The organism is Bacillus sp. LB7, from assembly GCF_030449715.1.
Classification (GTDB): domain Bacteria; phylum Bacillota; class Bacilli; order Bacillales; family Bacillaceae; genus Bacillus; species Bacillus paralicheniformis.
Genome location: NZ_JASGCA010000027.1, coordinates 19,763 through 38,839, shown reverse-complemented (window position 1 = coordinate 38,839; position 19,077 = coordinate 19,763). Strand labels below are relative to the sequence as shown.

General features: G+C 35.2%; 20 protein-coding genes. All 20 read left to right on the top strand.

Annotated features, from left to right (window positions below; genetic code table 11):
• Positions 1–219 precede the first annotated feature (219 nt).
• Positions 220–2,982: a hypothetical protein gene (locus QMZ64_RS21480; protein ID WP_301441557.1), complete on the top strand. Its 2,763-nt coding sequence runs from the start codon at positions 220–222 to the stop codon at positions 2,980–2,982.
• 115 nt (positions 2,983–3,097) lie between these two features.
• Positions 3,098–3,361, top strand: coding sequence for a hypothetical protein (locus QMZ64_RS21475; RefSeq protein ID WP_025809581.1), 264 nt, complete (start codon positions 3,098–3,100; stop codon positions 3,359–3,361).
• The gene (locus QMZ64_RS21470) at positions 3,361–3,588 is read left to right on the top strand and encodes a hypothetical protein (protein ID WP_145643997.1); all 228 of its coding nucleotides are present in this window, start codon (positions 3,361–3,363) and stop codon (positions 3,586–3,588) included. The genes QMZ64_RS21475 and QMZ64_RS21470 overlap by 1 nt, the downstream gene beginning before the upstream one ends.
• 59 nt (positions 3,589–3,647) lie before the next feature.
• A complete protein-coding gene (locus QMZ64_RS21465; RefSeq protein ID WP_301441556.1) occupies positions 3,648–5,183 on the top strand; it encodes a hypothetical protein in 1,536 nt (511 codons plus the stop codon).
• A gap of 17 nt (positions 5,184–5,200) precedes the next feature.
• Positions 5,201–5,755, top strand: coding sequence for a hypothetical protein (locus tag QMZ64_RS21460; RefSeq protein ID WP_301441555.1), 555 nt, complete (start codon positions 5,201–5,203; stop codon positions 5,753–5,755).
• A 13-nt stretch (positions 5,756–5,768) separates the two neighbouring features.
• Complete coding sequence (locus QMZ64_RS21455; RefSeq protein ID WP_301441554.1) at positions 5,769–6,254, top strand: hypothetical protein; 486 nt, start codon at positions 5,769–5,771, stop codon at positions 6,252–6,254.
• Positions 6,255–6,276: 22 nt separating this feature from the next.
• Positions 6,277–6,732, top strand: a complete 456-nt coding sequence (locus tag QMZ64_RS21450) for a hypothetical protein (RefSeq protein ID WP_301441553.1) — start codon at positions 6,277–6,279, stop codon at positions 6,730–6,732.
• Between the two features lie 22 nt (positions 6,733–6,754).
• Entirely contained in the window at positions 6,755–8,110 is a 1,356-nt protein-coding gene (locus QMZ64_RS21445) for a toprim domain-containing protein (protein WP_301441552.1), read from the top strand.
• Positions 8,111–8,143: 33 nt separating this feature from the next.
• Complete coding sequence (locus tag QMZ64_RS21440; RefSeq protein WP_145643991.1) at positions 8,144–8,497, top strand: hypothetical protein; 354 nt, start codon at positions 8,144–8,146, stop codon at positions 8,495–8,497.
• A 4-nt stretch (positions 8,498–8,501) separates the two neighbouring features.
• Positions 8,502–8,891, top strand: coding sequence for a hypothetical protein (locus QMZ64_RS21435; RefSeq protein ID WP_301441551.1), 390 nt, complete (start codon positions 8,502–8,504; stop codon positions 8,889–8,891).
• Between the two features lies 1 nt (position 8,892).
• The gene (locus tag QMZ64_RS21430) at positions 8,893–9,249 is read left to right on the top strand and encodes a hypothetical protein (RefSeq protein WP_145643989.1); all 357 of its coding nucleotides are present in this window, start codon (positions 8,893–8,895) and stop codon (positions 9,247–9,249) included.
• 14 nt (positions 9,250–9,263) lie between these two features.
• Positions 9,264–11,618, top strand: coding sequence for a VirD4-like conjugal transfer protein, CD1115 family (locus QMZ64_RS21425; protein ID WP_025809591.1), 2,355 nt, complete (start codon positions 9,264–9,266; stop codon positions 11,616–11,618).
• Positions 11,619–11,639: 21 nt separating this feature from the next.
• A complete protein-coding gene (locus tag QMZ64_RS21420) occupies positions 11,640–12,350 on the top strand; it encodes a hypothetical protein (RefSeq protein WP_025809593.1) in 711 nt (236 codons plus the stop codon).
• 12 nt (positions 12,351–12,362) lie between these two features.
• Positions 12,363–13,484 (top strand): CpaF/VirB11 family protein, encoded by a 1,122-nt coding sequence (locus tag QMZ64_RS21415; protein ID WP_025809595.1) that lies wholly within the window; start codon positions 12,363–12,365, stop codon positions 13,482–13,484.
• A gap of 9 nt (positions 13,485–13,493) precedes the next feature.
• Positions 13,494–13,715 carry a hypothetical protein gene (locus QMZ64_RS21410; protein WP_025809597.1) on the top strand — a complete coding sequence of 74 codons (222 nt, stop codon included), beginning with the start codon at positions 13,494–13,496 and terminating at the stop codon, positions 13,713–13,715.
• A gap of 30 nt (positions 13,716–13,745) precedes the next feature.
• Positions 13,746–14,336, top strand: a complete 591-nt coding sequence (locus QMZ64_RS21405; protein WP_025809599.1) for a hypothetical protein — start codon at positions 13,746–13,748, stop codon at positions 14,334–14,336.
• Positions 14,320–14,568, top strand: a complete 249-nt coding sequence (locus QMZ64_RS21400) for a hypothetical protein (RefSeq protein ID WP_025809601.1) — start codon at positions 14,320–14,322, stop codon at positions 14,566–14,568. Before QMZ64_RS21405 ends, QMZ64_RS21400 begins: the two co-directional genes overlap by 17 nt.
• Positions 14,569–14,684: 116 nt before the next feature.
• Positions 14,685–15,788 (top strand): type II toxin-antitoxin system PemK/MazF family toxin, encoded by a 1,104-nt coding sequence (locus QMZ64_RS21395; RefSeq protein WP_301441550.1) that lies wholly within the window; start codon positions 14,685–14,687, stop codon positions 15,786–15,788.
• Between the two features lie 232 nt (positions 15,789–16,020).
• Entirely contained in the window at positions 16,021–16,782 is a 762-nt protein-coding gene (locus QMZ64_RS21390; RefSeq protein WP_025809605.1) for a hypothetical protein, read from the top strand.
• A gap of 18 nt (positions 16,783–16,800) precedes the next feature.
• Positions 16,801–19,074: a pLS20_p028 family conjugation system transmembrane protein gene (locus QMZ64_RS21385; RefSeq protein WP_025809607.1), complete on the top strand. Its 2,274-nt coding sequence runs from the start codon at positions 16,801–16,803 to the stop codon at positions 19,072–19,074.
• The last annotated feature ends 3 nt before the right edge of the window (positions 19,075–19,077 follow it).

Below are 19,077 nucleotides of genomic sequence, written 5' to 3'. Positions count from 1 at the left end.
AAACACTTGGGTGAAAAAACAGGATCGGTGTGGAATATGGTCTCAACAATTATTGTTTCAGTAAGCCTTGTGGCCGCACTGTCAACTGCATTCGTTGTCTTTGGTGATAAAATCACTGACGTTTTTAATTCTACTTTAGACAACACATTATCTTTGGCTAAAAACGTCGGAAAATAATATTAATCGTTGATGATCGTTCTATTAGAGGAGGGAGACAAATTGCGAAAAAAGTGGCCAGCAAGTTGTTTCCTTTTCTTTTTATTGTGTCTTCTTTTCTTTTGGTTACCTGGAATTGAAAAAGCTGCAGCAGCAACATATTCTCCTTACGATATTAACGAAAAGGGCATAAATTCAGCTACTCAGGGGAATAGAGCAGCTTCCTTTACTAGCGGAAAAAAACTCGTATATGACGTTTATGATGGTAAGAATGGAAAAGAAGGGTGGAAGGTTGTAAATAGAGATTATGGAAAGGGAAAACAACCCTATTTAGAGTTTACCGGCTGGTCCGCAATAGTCGGCTATACACACCATAATAAAAACAATCAAGACACATATTTTTATTTAACCAACAATAAAAACGAAAAGAAAATTTATAAAGCTGAACAATTAAATCTTAGTGCCAGTAAGGATATTGAATATAACAGAAAATCTGAGACAGGAAAGATTAACAATCCATGCCCATCGAAGGCCTTCAATAAGAATAATGATGAATGTAATCTCTATTATGATTATGTCGGCTTTAAGGCTCATATCCCTTTGAATGACTTATTTAAAGATGGCACTGTTGATCAGCATTGGAATATTCAAATTGTTAAACGTGTAGAGAACCATTACATTTATGATGATTTGCGCGTTCCTTTTGAATTCAGTGGTTTAAGTTATTCCAAAGGGGAACTGCAGCTTACAAGTGGTCTTGATGCAGTTAATCTTAGAATGGGATACGGAGGAGTTGCACGACGCGACTATCCGAGACAAAGTGGATATTCAGGAGGGAGGTATTTCACCAAGGGTGATACATACAGAGCGCGATCCAGCGATCAGGAATCAACTGTTGTCTGGTATGGCGTAAAAACTCCTGAAGAGAAAAACAAAACAAGATGGGCCGCAAGCCTATACTGGATTTTTGGCGGAGAACGTGCCTTGTTGAAGTATAAAGTCACAACGGTTGATGTGACAATCGTTCATAAAGATAAGAATACGGGGAAGATTCTTAGAACGGATAAAACAAAAGGGACCGTTGGTGATTCTTTTAATTATGCACCAGAAAGCAAGGGAACCTTTAAAGATGAAAATGGCGCTCCTTATGTTCCGGTAAGTAAAGCTATTACTGGTAAAGTAACGAATAAAGGAGTAAACATCACCTTTGAGTATGAGATCCCATCTCAAACAATTAGCGTTATTCACAAAGACAAAGATACAGGAAAGGTTCTGAGAACGGATAAGACTTCTCAAAAGGTTGGTACATCATATGCCAAATCACCTGAAAAAAGAGGCTTTTTTACAGATCAAAACAATCGACCGTATGTTCCTGTCAGTGAATCTGTTTCAGGAAAGATGCCCGATCAAAATGTAACAATTACATTTTATTATCGGCTTTCGGTGCCAAAACCTGATACCGGGGGAGAAATCTCCGGAGGAAAAGACGGGGATGGTGCGCTTGAAGGTGAAGTTTCATGGAATTTATACAAAGAAAAAAATGGAAAAGCGTCCCTTTTGAGATTCGATAACAGGCTTTCAATAAAAGGGAAGCACTTTGAAGTTAAAAATGTAAGCAAAAGCATCAAAACGTCTTTGTTACCAACAGAAAAGATTCAAAGCACTGACAACTTGATGATTGAGAAACAGAATCCGACCAAATGGAAAAGTAAGACTGTTGAATACTCTTTGGTATACGAATATACGAACTTTTACAAGGATGTATATGTACCAAAAGAATATTTAGGAGACGACGTTTTTGTTTGGGAAAAAGTTGGCCAAGTAGCAGATTGGAGTAAGTCGAAGAAAACGGACAAGAAAATCAAATTGAAAATTGAGCATTCATATCATGATAGGCTTGTCTTCTCTGACGACAGCAAAACGGAAAAATCATTTATAACGGGTGAACAATCTGATGTGAAGGGACAAGTATCGAAAGACAAAGAGTTTGTTAGCTCCAGCACAAATAATAAGCTTGTCACTCTAAAAACCCAAACTTGGTTAAGCTTTTTGCAAAAGGACTTCAGGCCGCAATACAGCGTTAGTTCCGATAAGGAGTCTAAAAAAAGCTCTCCAGTTGTATATGGGAATTTAACAGCCTTTTATTATCCGGTTGATATTGATGACAGTTTAAAACAACGGTTTGCTAATCAAACAAAGGATAACTTGTCTAAGTACGCAATTCCTTTAGATCTCATCGAAAAAAAAGCTGCAAATGATGCAACACCTTTTCTATTTAGAGCCTCAGATGATTTTTATCTGACAAAGAAAACGGGTTTTGTAGATGCAGTAAAACCAAATATCAAAGATCCTGAACAGCAAATCAAAAATGATTATGAAAAATTGTTGTCTGTTCCGTATGATGACAGCATCTTGTCAAAAAATCATGGTTTGACAGATAAGGAGTTGCAAGAGTCTGGCGGCGGTTATTATATGTCAATTGACAGTTCTTCTTCCCTGAAACCAGGTGAGGAGTACATTGATTGGCTTGTAGTAAACAATTTGGGGTTAAATGACATTTCAATTCAAATTCCTCAAAAATACAAGTTTGATCATTATTTATTAGGGGCTGCAGCAGATGATCCAGTTATTAATGAGCAGAATGAAACCCCAATTAGCATCTCTGACGACAAATATACCAATTCGGTTACCGTTAATGATGATCAAAGGAAAACCATTCTTAACGAAAAATCGGTGAAAGAGAGGAAAGACTTACTTTATGGATTTAAGTCAATAGACTCCGATTTGGTTTTAAACTCTCTTAGAAAAGCTGGAATCAATCCATAGGTAAAAGGCCAGCTGCGTGCGACCGAGGATCCGAAGAATTAGAGTGGAAGCAAAGAAAGTACCGATTGCCAATTTTTCATCGTTGGAATAGCTGAAATGAAGGAGTGTAAATTATTTGGAGGACAATAAAGCAACATTTATCGGATCGTCAACTCAAGAAGAAGATAAAGATCCCAAAAGGAAAAGAAGTTCATCAAAAAAAAGAAAGAAGAAGACTGCGGATCCTAAACAGATGCTTGTAGAAGCCCTCTTATCTAAAGAGGGCATTTCTTATGCCGATTGGCTTGATCGACAGCATGATTCGGTGATCTTCAAACCAGAGAATATTGAAAAAGCAACTGCAGCACTCACAACCACAATTGAAGGAGGTGATAATTAATGGATGGCTTAATTTCATCAGTTTCGAATATATTACAGTTGATCCAAAAACCTGCAATTGTTTTGGCATGTATTATGTTTGCTGTTTCAGGTTATTGCTTTATGTTCATGGGGCAAAATGGAACAAAAATAGGCAAAACAATTCTAGTTTCAACCGGAATTGCTTTGTTGTTAATCTATGGAGCAAATGCACTTGTAACATCATTTAAAGGATCAATTTCATTTTAAAAAAAGGGCTTTCCGAAAGGAAAAGCCTTTTTTTATTTTTCGTTTAAGGAGTGGTTTTTTTGGCAAGGGATTTGTTCTTACGCTTTAAAGAAGAAGGTGAACGACTAAAGGAACTTTCACCAGATAGGCATTATTATTTATGGGAGATGGATAAACTAAAAAAAGCGATTGAACAGGATTTGGAAGAGAAGAAAAAAGATCCTGTAAAAAAAGCTTTTGTTCTTTATTTAAACGGAGAACAAACTGTTGAAGGGATGTTCTATTTCGGCAAACACACAGTGCTTTCCGTCGTGGACTACATAAAGCTGTTAGTACAAGAAATTGACGGGAATGAAACTGAGAAAGAGAAGTTTTTTGAAATTTTAGATGCGAAGCATCATAAAGAGTTATCTTTGTTGGAAACCGACTATTTCGAAAAATTTGTTGTTAACTGTGAAGTCGAAATGGGGAATCATCAATTTTCATTAAAACAGCTGCATGAGATTTTTGTGGAATTGGTTAAAAATTATAGGCCAACAACGGAAATTGATAAGATGGTTGATTATTTGAGAAATTGTCAAAAAGCCTGCAACTTTAATTATGAAGAATCAGAGTTTGAATACTTTGTTAATTTTGTCAAAAATTATTATAAAAGTATAAAGATCACGGAGTATATAACCATCTCTTTAGAAGTGCCTGAGTATTCGAAGTATATGAATCTGTTTCAAAGTCCGTTAATAGATCCGTTGGAAGGGATGAAGCAAACAGAGGTATTGAATGAGGCAATTAAGAACGAAGCATTCAAACAAATGATGTCTTCAAATACTCCGATCGAAAAGCGCGAGGATTTCAAAGAAATTGTCAGAACAGAAGTTGAAAAATCAATTATTGAGGTTTCAAAGGAAAGTTATGTAGATGATGAAATTTTAAGTGAACTTGAGAATATTATTGGATTTAAATTGAGAGTCGATGATACCGAATATGAACTAGAAAATTCGTTCAATAGCAAAAATTTCTCAGAATTGCCGGATCAACAAAGCGATCCATTAGAAGCCCAGGATGAAGGGAATAACAATGATATGAAAATTCAAATACAAAGTGAAGAGATCGATGAAAAGCAAGCTAAAGCCAAAGTATTATTTGAGTTGTTTCAAGCAGGACAGATAAAGGATATTCTCAATTTAACTGAACAAGAAAAAGAGCTTGTAAAAGAAGAATTAAATAAGAAAAATGGAAACATAACGAAAGAAGAATTAGTAGCAGTTTATTCAAAGGCTGATATTGATCCTGAATTAATATCATTTCTTCAGGGCGATAAAAAATCATATAACATTACAGCTGAAATGGATCGTTTAGAGAATATTGCAGCCGGCGAAGTTGGATTGGTTTTCCTTGAGGATGAAAACAAGGGACGAAGTTCAGCTATGTATGAAATGTTTAAAGATAATGTTCATTCGTTTTTATTGAAATACGATGAACAAAAGGTTAATTCTATTCTAAGACAATCTGTTTTGGAACAAAATGATTTATCGATCTTTAAGGACTGGGCAGCAAAAGCATATGTAGTATTTGTTGCAGAAATTATAATGAAGGGTCTTGACAGTAAAAAATCCTGACAGAAAGGTACGGGATCATGGGCGAGGATATAGCGAATTTGTTTCCTGACAGTGTGAAAGAGGCAATAACAACTCTCTCGAATAAGGATAAATTTTATCGCTTTGCCTTAGAAGCTTACGCACAAAGGTTGTTTGAAAATTGGGGAAATGAAGACAAAAAGAAGATCATACAAAATTGTTTTCAGTTTGAGGCAGAGGACCAGTTTTTTAAGGATATGCTAAAAGGAAGCGAAATTAATCCAGAAAAGGGCTTGGAAGTTGTAAAAGCCGCCGTGTTTGATGCCGGTAAAGTTTATATTTCAACAAACGTTAATGGTCAAAAAGAGTTTGCTCTTGCCGGCGAGGCATATGACAAAAATGGGCGTATTATTACAGAGAATTTCAATAATCACTATATCGAAAAGGACATTTACTTTAATGGTGATGAGGGATTTTTTGAACAGCAAAAAAACAATTTGATTTTAAAAGACTCTGAAGAACACATAAAAAAGTATCACAATATCAAAGACAAAACAAAATCAAAAAGACATGATCAATCAATTAATGAAAGACTGCAATCATTCGAAAGGTGAAAAATGAATTAAGATGACACAGGATGAACTTGAAAAATCTCATGTACTAAAGGAATATGTTGAATCGATTACATTCGATTATTTTGAAAAAGCAAAGTTGGTCTTATCGGAAGATGAAAAATCAAAAGGCCATTCAAGTGCATCTCCCTTTTTATTCTATGATGAAAATACCCGGGGGTATTTATTTATAAATGCTCAAGACGAAGTAACGTTTGATGAAATAAATCATCTTATGTTAAAGAATCCATATAGTTTATGTATTTCTCCTGAACAATTCAATGAAATATATTCTCAAGCAAAAAAACATTCTGAAGCAGAAGCAATAAAGATTATGAAAAAAATGATTACGGACGATTTATTTTATAGGTATAGAAAAGCGTATCTTCAAAAAAGGGAAATTGCTTTAATTAAGAAAATCAGTATTCAAAATAAAGTAGACATAGATTTCAATAACTTATATAGCATAAGGATGCCTAAAATATTTGACAGCATAAATTAGACGAAAAGAGGAGTTGAAAAACGTGGAGTTGAATGTTTGTAACGAAAAGAAGTTCCTCCAAAATGTATACGATATGGTTAAAGAGTTTTGGAATCAGGCTCTTGTAATATTTGAGAAGGATAAAGATGCAACTCCGTTTATTTATTACGACAAGAATAAACGGTTTCATTTCTTTTCAAATGGCGAGACGGTTGAGTCTTATAACCATCTACTATCCCTTTCCCCATGCGAAACCTTGAGCGAGAATTCACTTGTTGTATCTCCAGAAAAATTTAAGGAATTCTTTAAACTTTATTTAAAGGAAGAAACGGAAGAGTACGTATTGGTCGAGCTGTTTCTTTTAATTTATAATGATTTAAAATTGCGTGTACGATTAGCCGATTTGATTGCGTTTGAAAACAGAGAGAATAAAGGAAGTTTTCCTCTTGTGGAATACCCCATGCTTGTAAGCATCTTTAATTTGAAAGGCATTGCTTAGTTGCCGGAAAGAGAGGAGCACTGTGACGCAAAATAAGGAAGTCATCCATTATAAAGATCTACAAGAATTAGTAAACGATCTTAATGCTGAAGATAAGGGTCGCTATTTTTTATGCGATTGCCCAAGCTGCGGCCGGTCAGAAAGCTTTATATATAAGGATAATCCTTTCTTTATTAAATGCAATAGAGTGAATAATTGCGGCTTTGAGTCAATTATTAAATATGATGATAATGAAAAAACGAAAGAAAAGTGTGTGTTGTCAAAAAAAGAAAATACTAAAGATTTAAATGAGAAACAATTGGGCCAGATAGAATGGTTAAGCAAATTCCTTTCTTTTTATCAAAAAAATTATCCGAATCCATCACTGGAAAATGGATATAGAGGCATTAGTAAGGAAGTAATACAGCCTTATGCGGTGGACTTAGTTAATGAAAAAATGATGAAATGGTTGTTTAAAAGAACCGACAGTTTATATCCGGACAAGGAGCATGGAAAAAGGTATTATGAAATGAGCGTAATGACGGCAAGAAATTTGGTCTTTCCAATTAAAGGAGAAGATGGATTGGTTGATGTAATTTGTCTAAGATCCACTGGCTCCAGAAATGTCGGAAAAAAAGAAATTCAGTTATATCTGAATCCATCTTCAGCAGCAAGAGACTTTATTGTTGATATCCCTGATAATTGCTCTCATGTGGTTGTGTGTGAATCGCCGTTAGATGCTTTATCGTTTAAAGAGATTGACTCGAATATAGGGTTTATTGGATTGACGGGTTCAAACAAATTGTCAAAGGCCCTGCGTTTCATTTGTGAAAATAAAGACTTACTGCAACAAAAAACTTTTTTACTTGCTGGTGATAATGATAGAGCAGGGGAGGAAATGAATAAAAAAATAAATTTAGAATTGGATAAACTGAAAATAAGGCATACTTTTTTTGAATATCAAGGAGAAGCTAATGATCCTAATGAGTTCTTAAACAAAGATAGGTCTGAATTTGAAAAAAAACTTGAACAATCTGTTAAGAACGATTTTATTCATTTTGGAATTCAAGAGTCTAAAAACATTATTTTTGCCTCGTCATTAAGAGAAGCTGAAAAGCTTAAAGAAAAAAAGGGCTTAAAGGAAGCCGGGATCATTGCTTTAACAGCAGGAAATGCAACAGAGAAGCTTCAAAAATATCTAATAAATCAAAAAGATTTGCTAAAGGGCAAGTCTTTTTTTATTGCTGCTGAAGACATTAAGAATCGTAAACAATTAAACAATTTTTTGCAAACATCCATTGATGAGCCTCTTATCAAGAATATTGATTGTAAATCTAAATGTGCTGCAAAAAGATTTTCAATAAACTTGATGCCAAAAAAAGAAGCAATAGAAAGATAAAGGGTTAATGATACAGAAAAGGAGATTTTCGAAATGAGTTCTGAATTGGTTACAGCTACATTAAAGGTAACGTTTAAGAGAAAGCTACATGAAGTGGGTGATGAGAATAAAAATAAGGCTGAAAGGTTAATTAAGGAACGTGTCGATAGGATAATCGCAGATATTGAACAGGAGTTCGGGATGGATGAAGGTGAAACAGACTATTTAATAGAGATCGAGCCAGAAACTATAAAGGTTCCTTCTTATTTTGGCGAAGCTCAAAAGACCCTTCTAGAAATTGGGTATCCACTTGAGGTAGTTGGGGAATACACTTCTGAACAGGCAGCAGCAGAGCTTTTTAGACTTTGCCAAAAGTATTGCTCGGGATATCCCCAAAATGGAGGGTGATTAGATGTCAGGACCGGTTAAATGGACAATTGTCAGCGTTTTTCTTATTGCATTTCTCTGCTTAGGCGCGTTTGGTTACTTAAAGCATGAATCGAATGTAAGAACTGTACAGGAGGTTAAACTAGCTTTAGCTTCTTCCAATATTGGAAATGCGAGAGATGGGGATGATCCGACCCTATCTAAAGATGCGGTATCCAATTTGATTACAGAAGTAGTGAAAAGCGAAAAAAATAATGGCAATGATATAAGAATTAAATATGTTTTTCTAGATAAGGAAAACAATTTAACAACCAATCCAGAAAATGCGAATAGTATTCAATTTAAAATTGAGCTACTAAACAAAAATAAAGTGGTTTCAACAAGTGTATCAAGATTGGTATTAAAGGAGATTTAGTATGGGGGAACTTAAAGGATTAGCAATTGCCGTTTTAATGTTTGCGGTGCTTTTTCTTCCTTTTCAGTTGAATATTTGGATTAATCATAATCAAAACTCTCAACTGCTTAATGCTTCAACGGAAATTCAAAAGCTGGTTGCTGAAGAAGGCGGCGTAACTGATACAGTTAAAAAAATTCAAAATCAATTAAAAGAAAAGGGGGCAACAATAACATTTGTTGATAACAACGGAAAAGTAGTCGATGGAAAACAAAAGGTGGGCACTACAATAAATATTCTTTACAAATACACGTATCCTGGTGTTTATGCTCAAAATACAATTCAGACAGCGAATTCAGTTGTGATAAACCGTCGATAGTGAGGAGGTAAATTGTGCGGCGAGAATCAGTATTAGGGGATAAGAAGTTTCTTGCAGCCGTGTTTTTATTATACGCGGCTGTTGTAACCTTATTTACCAATGTTTTAGTTGAGATAGTACTTAGACTATTTGACTTTTTTAAAGAACTCTTAATGGATCAGAAGTTTGGTTCTGTTGATTTCAGGATCAAATTTGATGATCTTTTTCATTTTCAATACGACAGCGAAAAGTTAGTCATTTATATAGTGTTTTATGGGATTTGGCTTTATGGATACGGTTTATTTGCTTGGAAAATGAAAAGAAGCTTTGGCAGTCTTTATAAAGGTGACCATGGAAATACCAGGTTTGCCACATTGAAGGAATTGAAACAGCAATATAAGATAATTCCGGAACGGGGAAAATCTTTTAGTGGAAAAGGTGGTATACCTATTTCCCACATAAACAAAGCAATCAACCGTCCCTATAAATTTTTGAAAAAACAGTTGGTGGTTGAACCAAAGAACTTTTTGCATAGATGGATTCAAAAAACAGTGTTTGTTTGGTTGTTAAAAATTACTCCTTATTTCACCGAATTCACATTGATTGATACGAGTCCTGTTAATAATTTGATTATAGGTACCACAAGATCTGGGAAAGGTGAAACAAGTGTTTTCCCTTCTATTGATATCTTTTCAAGATCTGAAACAAAACCAATAATGATCATAAATGATCCCAAAGGAGAGCTTGCAGCTGCGAGTAAAGAAACACTGGAAAAGCGAGGTTACGAAACACATATTTTAAACCTAGTTAATCCAGATTTATCGATGAGCTACAATCCTCTTCAGCTTGTAATAGAGGCTTATAAAAAAGGAGACTATGAATCGGCTGCTTCATTGGCCAATACATTATCTTTCACTCTATATTATGATCCGACAGCAAATGAAGAATTTTGGCAAAATTGTTCAATGTCTCTATGTAATGCTTTAATTCTTGCTGTTACTGATGATGCAATAAAGAAAAATCGTGAAGATAAAGTGACTCTTTACACAGTTGCGAACTTCTTGGCTACACTTGGTTCGTCAAATCGCTTTGACGATGAACGGAATGAAATAGTAAATGAATTGGACGAATATTTCCAGCGCAGACCGGATACAGATCCTGCGAAAATGCAGTATGCAACTAGCAACTTTTCAACTGGTAATACCCGGGGAAGTATATTCACCAATACCATGAACGGCTTGCAAATATTCTTAACGCCAAGCATTGCGAAAATGACTTCAAAGAACTCATTAGATCTGAAAAAAGTTGCAATGGGTGAAAAGCCAGCGGCAATTTTTATGGTTACACCTGATTACGATAAATCTCTACATGTGATAGCAAGCATCTTTGTAAGGCAGTCATATTATGTATTTGCAAAAGAAGCTTCAGATCTTCCTAACCAAAAACTGAAAAGAAACGTTGAATACATCCTAGATGAATTTGGTAATATGCCTGCGATCGAAGATATGGCTGGAGCTATTACTGTTTGTTTGGGTAGGGGAATTAGATTCAATTTATATATTCAATCTTATGCACAAATTAAGAAACTTTATGGTGATGATGAGGAAACCATCACAGGGAACTGTGGTAATCAAATCTATATTTTAACAGGGGATCCGTCCACAGCAGAAAGGTTTTCTAAACTTATTGGAAGAACTGAAGTCACAGATATTAGTCGATCTGGTAAACAACTAAGCTTTGAGAAAACTGAAAATGAGAATGTTAGAGAAAGGTATTTGATGATGCCTGAAGAATTGACGTCTATAAAACCAAATGAAACCGTAGTCTTTAGGATCACAAAACGTGAAGATAATAACGGACGACCAATTGTGTCATACCCTATATTTAATACTGGAAAAACAGCAATGAACCCTAGGTGGGTAGCTTTAGATAAGGATTTTGACACTTCCCGGTCTATAAAAGACGTTGAAGTTGATACACTCCACAAACATGTTGTTCTTGAGGAATTAAAATATGATTCTCGTGGAAATAATGACAAATTAAATTTAGCAAAACAAGAGCTGCCGGCGAATGTGCTTGGTGGAATTAAGAATGAAATCTTGCAGTCTGTTCGACGTAAGCCAAATTCCGTTTTTGAAAAATTTATAGAGGAGAAATTTGATTCGTTCTCAATTTATCAATTGGCCACAGTTTTAAGAAAAGCTGCGGAGGAAGAATATCTCACGGCCAATGATTTTAATGTTTTCTTTAATCGATATTTAGTGTCCTATTTTAATGAAAAGGAAGCGAAACAGATCACAAGCTTTAGCATGAAGATACCAAAAGAAAGAGTGGATGAAAGACGAAAGGAAATGTTAGAAAAAGCAAAGCAATTAATAAAAAAAGGATGATCTAATGAGGAGGCTGAATAAATGATAGACATTTTAGTTGCCAAGAATAAAACAAGCCTTTTAGAAGGTTTCAAAATAAAAAAAATAGAGTTTCTTGTACAAAGTATAATATGCGGACTTTCCTTAGCCGCGCTGCCTATTTTGTTAGCCGTATTGTTAAAAACAATGGCTATCCTAATTGCAGCGCCATTTTTATTTTTCTTAGGTTACAGGCTACCGTATTTAAATTTGTTAGCGAGGAAACATCATAGCGATACCATTAAATATTATAGTTTCCCAAAATTCGTTCGTAATTTCATCAATTTTTCTGAGACGAAAGGAAATGTCTATCAAACACTGGACGCTATTTTGCCTTATACCGACAATCCTATAAAAGACGAAGTCGTTAAGCTGATTAAGAATTTGAGTGAAAGGAAGGCAATCGCAGATGAAAGAAGACAGGCATTTTTAGAATTCGCTCATTTTATTGGAACTCACGAGGCTATTTTGGTTATGGATACACTCGCTAATTTTGATGCTGAAGGAGCTAATAAGGAAGCTTTAAAGCAACTTGAGGATTTAATTCAGGATTTGCAGGACAACAAAACTGATGAGTGGATTCGATTAAAAGTAAAAGCTCAAGAAAAGTATGCAAATTATCCAATTATCTCAGGGATAGCGTTTACCTTTTTCTTTGCGGGGGTTGTATTTATTCACTATTTAACAGTTGGATTTTCTCAATTAAGTGTATAGGAGGGAACGTTGATGAAACCTATATTGCAAAAGGGTGAACAAGAGTTAATCGATATCGTGCGTAACAGTTTTTTAAATCAATATTTGAAGGATACAAATATTACTGACGTTTCTTTTAATGGGACTGATCTTTTAGTTCAGCATAACGAAAAAGGGAGGTTTAAACCAGAACAGCAACCTACAGCAACTGAGGTTCAGCAGTTGGCTACTTCTTTAGCCGATAAGGCAAACAAAGCATTTAACACAAACAAGCCCATTTTAGATCTTGCTTTTGGAGAAGTACGCTTGAATTTTATTGGGACTGCAGCAAGCCCATATGGAATTGCTATGGCAGCAAGGACTTCTAGGCCTTGTTTAGCGATGGACGATTTATCTGATCTTGCTGATGAGAAAGTTGCGAACCTTTTAGAATTGCTTGTTAAGAGTGAACTTGGGATTGTGATTTGTGGACGTACAGGAACAGGTAAAACAGAATTATTAAAATCTTTAGTTGGAAAAATTGATGATTTTAAAACGATAACCTTGATTGAGGATACAATGGATAGTCATTTGAAAGTACTGTATCCTCAAAAGAGTATTCTTAGTTTAAGAGTACTTGTAGACAAAGATAGGTCCGAATCAACAAAGGTAACATATCAAGATTTAGTTGAGTCTGGATTAAGAAACAATCCGGACTATTTATTTATCAGTGAAATCAGAACCGGAGATGCTTCTGTTCACTTTCTGGAGGCTGCTTTAACTGATCATGCGGTAATTACAACATTACACGCCTCCTCTGCTTTTGAGATTCCATCAAGGATGAAAAACTTAATTGTTAAAGAAACAAATATGAATGAGTTGTACGTAGGACAGGATATTGTAAACAATATGCCCCTGGGTATCCATCTTGTTTCAGAGTACAAAGAAGGGAAAGGTTTTATTAGATATATAAAGGAACTGGTGGAGTTCACAGATTTTACATCTGAAAAAGGGGTTGTAGGTAATACGATTTACAAAATAAGTAAGGAATATAATCCTGAAGAAAACAGGTATGTGGCAACACCTAAATACGGAAAACTTTCGAATAGAACTTTAGAAAAGATGAAAGAAAAAGAGTTATATCATCTGATTCCAGATGTATTCAAGGGATTGTGAGGTGGTAAAGTGAGTTTTGAAATGTTGAAACGTAAATTTGTCTATAATAGAGAGCCGCCAAGAGAAGCAGCCTATCAATTGGAAAACCGTTCTGAGAAAGGTGTTGTGAGAGAAGTTATGTCTAAAATGATGTATACAGAGAAGTCAACAGATCAACGAAAAGAACAATCAAATGATATTAAGAAAAATAAGGTATTCAGAAAATCATTAGAGTATGATTTAGAGCGTTAAAACAAACTGAGAAAAGGTGGACTGTAGATAATGGGACATAAAGCGTTTACGGGCAGCAGTGGATCAGGTAAGACCCATAGACTAAAAGAACTTATTCGATCTGAAAAGGACGACTTTAAAATCATCTTTGATTCATTTGGTGAGTATCAATCAGACATACAAGAATTGATTACAGACGGTTATACGATCGCAGAAGAGAGCTTCTTGCAACCTTCCAACACACCATTTAAGGAACAACTTGAAAGAGCATTAAATGTTAAAATCGAAAATTATAAGGTTTTGCATATTGTAACAAATGACCTGAACAATGGATTTGAAGCAGCATCCCTAAAATTCTTTTTTCATAAAATTGAGCAGGAGATGCAAGATCCCGGCAAAAAAATCAGGATCTATATCGATTCAAATATTTCGGTGTTGAATAATTTAACAAAAGGGATTATGGCTGTTGGAAGAAGTTATGACTGTGTGATTCGCGCAGCTTTTCAAACACATAAAGAAATCGATGAATTTATTTTAAATAATATTGAGACTGAGGTAAGAAGTGCTTCGGGAAAAGTGTTGGTGTATAATAAGAATGAAGAACCACCCTTTAAGGAGGAGTATCATGGAACTTATAAATGAAATTCCTAATGCCTATATTGATATTCCAGCAAAAATTTTCAAACAAGATAATGAAATCATTATTAAAGTAAACAATGGTTCATTTTATATGGCTGATAAAGACATAGACAGTTTAGATGAAAATGTGCTGTATCAGTTAGGTGAGCATTGTTTGTATGATGATCCTTCGGAAGAACAACATTACTCAGTAAAAATTCAATCCAACGGCAATCTCTCTATAGAAGAACGATAATAAAAAGCACTCAATTATTAAATTGGGTGCTTTTTTTATGTGCAAAACCCTTCGGAGCACTATCTACCTTGGAAGACAAAGTGCAAAAGAAAAACAAAACCTAGGAGGACTCAAAAATGAAAATTCAAGTGAAAGAAGATAATTTGATAGAAATCCATCGTAATCTTGAAAACGCCTTAGCAGTTGTCAAAGACATCAGATATCCATATCCAGAACTTAAAGACGATTTATCTGTAGCAGTTGACATGATGGATCAAGCCATTCATATGAAAATGGATGTTAAGAAAGAAGATTTGTTGGATGTTAAAGACACCCTAACAAATTCTCTTGAATTTTTGAAAGATCATGGTCCGAGTCAAAAACTTACAGATGATTTATCTTTATCAGTTCAAATGGTAGATCGATTGATTAAGCCTGATCAAGTATTATCTGAAAAAGGGTTTTATGTTGCAGATCTTATACGCTCACCTGAGGGCAAAATCCATACAGTAGAACAGTTGCGTACAGCCTTATTAGAACATGTCGATTTAGATCATAACGATAGGTATTCTGGTTGGGACCCTGACGATTATAAGCAAGAAAACATCCAAGATTTTAATAATGAGTGGGAAAAGACGAGGACAAATCTTAAAGAAGGGACTATGGATGATTTAATTAAGTATATAAAAGATACGCGAATCAATCTTACAACCGTGCCTCCAAAGGAATTGACTTATGAAGACTATGAGAAAGAGGACAGTCCAAAATTTATTGACGTGGATCAATTAAGGTCGGCTGGCAAAGCTGAGAGAGAATTTCTGAATCAGCAGCCTAACATGAAGTATAATATTGGAGACATTGTAAACTCAAAGATCACCTTCCCGGATAATAATGTGGAACAAAGGAGATTTCTTGTTATTGTAGGGAAAAATACAGCTTTATCCCTTTATTCTGGAGCCAATTTGACAAAGCAAGATAAAAGTTGGCTTGAGTCATCTGTTTTTGTTTATAAAGATGAGGTAAACAAGCTGAAGTATGATTCATATGTCAAGACAGATGTTTTATATACATTAAACGCTGAAATGATCGAGTATAAAAAAGGATCTCTTGCGTCAGAAGACTTGCAGCTTGTACAAGCTAAAATTAGGCAGATGAAAGAAAAGGGAAAAGTCAAAACCCAAGAACTTCCGGACCTAAGTAAAGTGAAAGATCGGATAATAGATCAAGAAAAAGAGCGATGAAATTAAATCGTGGCAGAAAGGTGGCAGTAATATGGCAGTAAGTTGTCAGTAATATGGCAGATGGATGGCATACAAAACATGTTAATATTGAATTGTGAAGAAAAAGTAGACCACATTGGATACAACCTGATTAAAGGAGTTTCATCCCCCCTCTTTCTCCTTTAATCAGGAAAATGTTCCATTGTAAGTCTGCTTTTTTTTTATGCAAAAAATTAGAAGGGAAATGGTGAGGATGAAAAACTTAAAAGAAGTATTGAGAGCAATGCTTCTGCTATTTAGTGGATGGATGCTGCTTCTTCAGTTTTTAATTTATACAGCGATTTATGGTTTATATCTGTATATTACTACAGACAATGTGGTTTTAAGCCTGATTATAGGCGGAGTACTAGCGTTTCCATCATTATATTATATTTCGTATAGCAATAAGAAAATGAAAAAGTACCATCGAATATTGCAGGATTTAAACTTGTATGCGACAACAATGACGTTTCACTTGCAATCCAATAAAAATGTGAGGACATCACTGGAAATGACAAAACCGGCGTTGACAAAGGAACTTCAGGAAGAAGTTGATTTGGTTTTACGCAGTTTTGATAAGGACTCCTTGAATCCTGACTTTTCAGGATTTGAAAAATATAAGTTTTCTCCAATAGATGCCTTTAACGATACCCTAATTATCAGCCGTAACGAGGGAGGAAATATCTCCGAAATGTTCCGGAAAGTAAACAGAAACATCAATTATGCAATTACGAAACATGATGAAATGATTAGAGGAAAAAAAGCCGTTGCAAAGCAGATATACAGCATTATCGGAATGATGGGTTCCATTCCTGTAATTCTTTCACTTATGTCCGCGGTCTTTTCAATGCAGATTTATAAAGAATTTATCAGTTATCCTATCTCCATTATAGGTGTGATAGGATTTTTTGTCGGTTTAGTTGTCTGTCTTTTTAAGCATGAAAAGAAGAAATCAGATACGTTTATGTACATCTAAAAAGAAGGAGGGATGGATATGGATAAGGCGGAAATTCTTAAAAAATTAAAAGAATTTGCAGATATGTTGGACATTGCATCAATACCTGGAGACGCGTTAAGGTCTATTGGATGGCTAATAATACAAATGTTAGTAGCACTTGTTGATAGCATTGATGGCCTGGTCAATAAAATAATAACGCTTAATGGGTTTTTTGAGGACAAAGATGTCGTTAAATTCATAGAAACGTTTAGACCTGTCTTATGGACTGCGATGGCAGTTGCTGTTGCAGTTTTAGGCTACATGTATATGACTAATAAAGTCAAAGATAAGTCGAATGCTTTTACAAACGCACTGTTAGCCATTTGTTTTGTTGTTTTGCTGCCAACTATGATGGGACAATTAAGCGAATTGGCTACAGCTGGAAATGACGCTGTTAAAGGTGGTAGCAACAGCAAAACTGGTAGTCAAATAGTTAAGATGAATATGGCAGACTTAAAGCTTTATAACGAAAATGATTTTAATAAGATCGATGATGAAAAAATTGATCCAGACAAGTTTCAAAACAAACTATCTAAAGACAGTATTATGAATATTTCGATCACTGAAACTGTTGATAAGGATGGTGTTCTTGGAAAGAAGTTAACCCAAGGGACCGATGGTAAGATCGAAGCAGAAGACTTAGACGGCGGCTCTTTTTGGCTTAATATTGGTGAGGAATATTATTATCGGTGGAGCTGGCACTTTTGGACAATAGTCATTACTTTAGGTATGACCGCATTTTCTATGATTGTTTCACTAATCAAGATATCAAGAATTATATTCGAACTTCCTTTTAAGCAGTTATTTGGTTCGTTTGTAGCAGTTACGGATCTAAACGGGGGACAAAGAACCAAACAAATGTTCATTTCGATCTTTTCAAGTTTTGCGATCCTAATCATTATCGCGGTCATCATGAAGTTTTATATGTTGTTTACTTCGTGGGTAACAACTTTAAATTTAGGCATCGGTTCTATCTTCCTTCTTATTGGGGCAAGTCTTGCTATGTTAGATGGACCACAAGAAGTTGTGAAAATTCTTGGCATGGATGCAGGGCTAAAAGATGGATCTAAAGATATGTTAGCTGCTTACGCTGGTGGTAAAGCTCTTGCAGGAGGCACATCTTCTGTAATGAGGTATGGCCAAAAAATGGCTTCTGGTGTCTCTGGAATTGCCGGAGGTGTCGCTGGACTTAAAAGAGGATTTAGTGCTGGACTAAATAAAGGTCCTAGTGGAAGTTCGTCATTATATTCCTCTATGGGGGGGGCGGCCGCGGCTGGCATTGGTGGATCATTAATGAAAAATGCTGGTCAAGGAGCTGCTGCCGCAGGATTATCAAAGGCTGCTGCTTCTACTCTTTGGGATGCAAAACAAGATGGAAAAGGTGAAAACGAACAAATCAATGCTTTAAAACGCCAACCGGGTGGCATATACGATCGTCAGAAACAGCAGGAAAGGCATAAACAGTTGGACAAAAACGAGAAAGGGTTAAATGCTGACCGGGAAGCTAATCAGAACTTAATTTATGCAAATGACTCATCTTCAGAGTCTAAAAATGACGCTGAAAAGGCAAACGTCCTATCTGAAGATCTTGCAAAGAGTAAGGAACAGAATTTGCATAATCAAAATCAGGAGTCTGAAAATGACGTTGAAAAGGCAAACACACTATCTGAGGATCTTGCAAAAAGTAAAGAACAGAGCTTGCATTCCCAAAAAGCCAACATTAAGGATTCTAATAATAATGATATAAAACAAGGTCTTAACAAAAATAAAGGTGATCTATATGCAGATCAAAAGAAAAATGAAGCAGGAAAAACGTTAAATGAATTGGGCAACTCTGAGGCTATAAATAAGCCGGTTTACGGGGATAATCAAAAAATTGACTCTACATTCCGTCAAGGATCTTCATTTAATGGCATTGATGATATTAGTAATAATAATGATACAAAACCAATTGATAATATAAATGATGCTATGAGTAATTGTGATATTAATATTATTAATAGTGATGATCATATCTCTAGAGCAGGAGAACAGCCTATTAAATCTAATGATCCTAACTCTGTCGCTGCTAGAGATGGAAGTGGGAATGTTTTTGAACCTGGATATCTGCAACCGGGAACAAAGTATAATACGTTTGGCCAAACACAAATGTCAAAACGGCTGAATGACTCGTATGTTAAAGGGCATAATCAAACTTATGGAATTGGAACTAAGCTTGGAAGTGCAGTAAATAAGATTAAAAAAAATAGATTGCGATCAGATAAGGAGTGATTA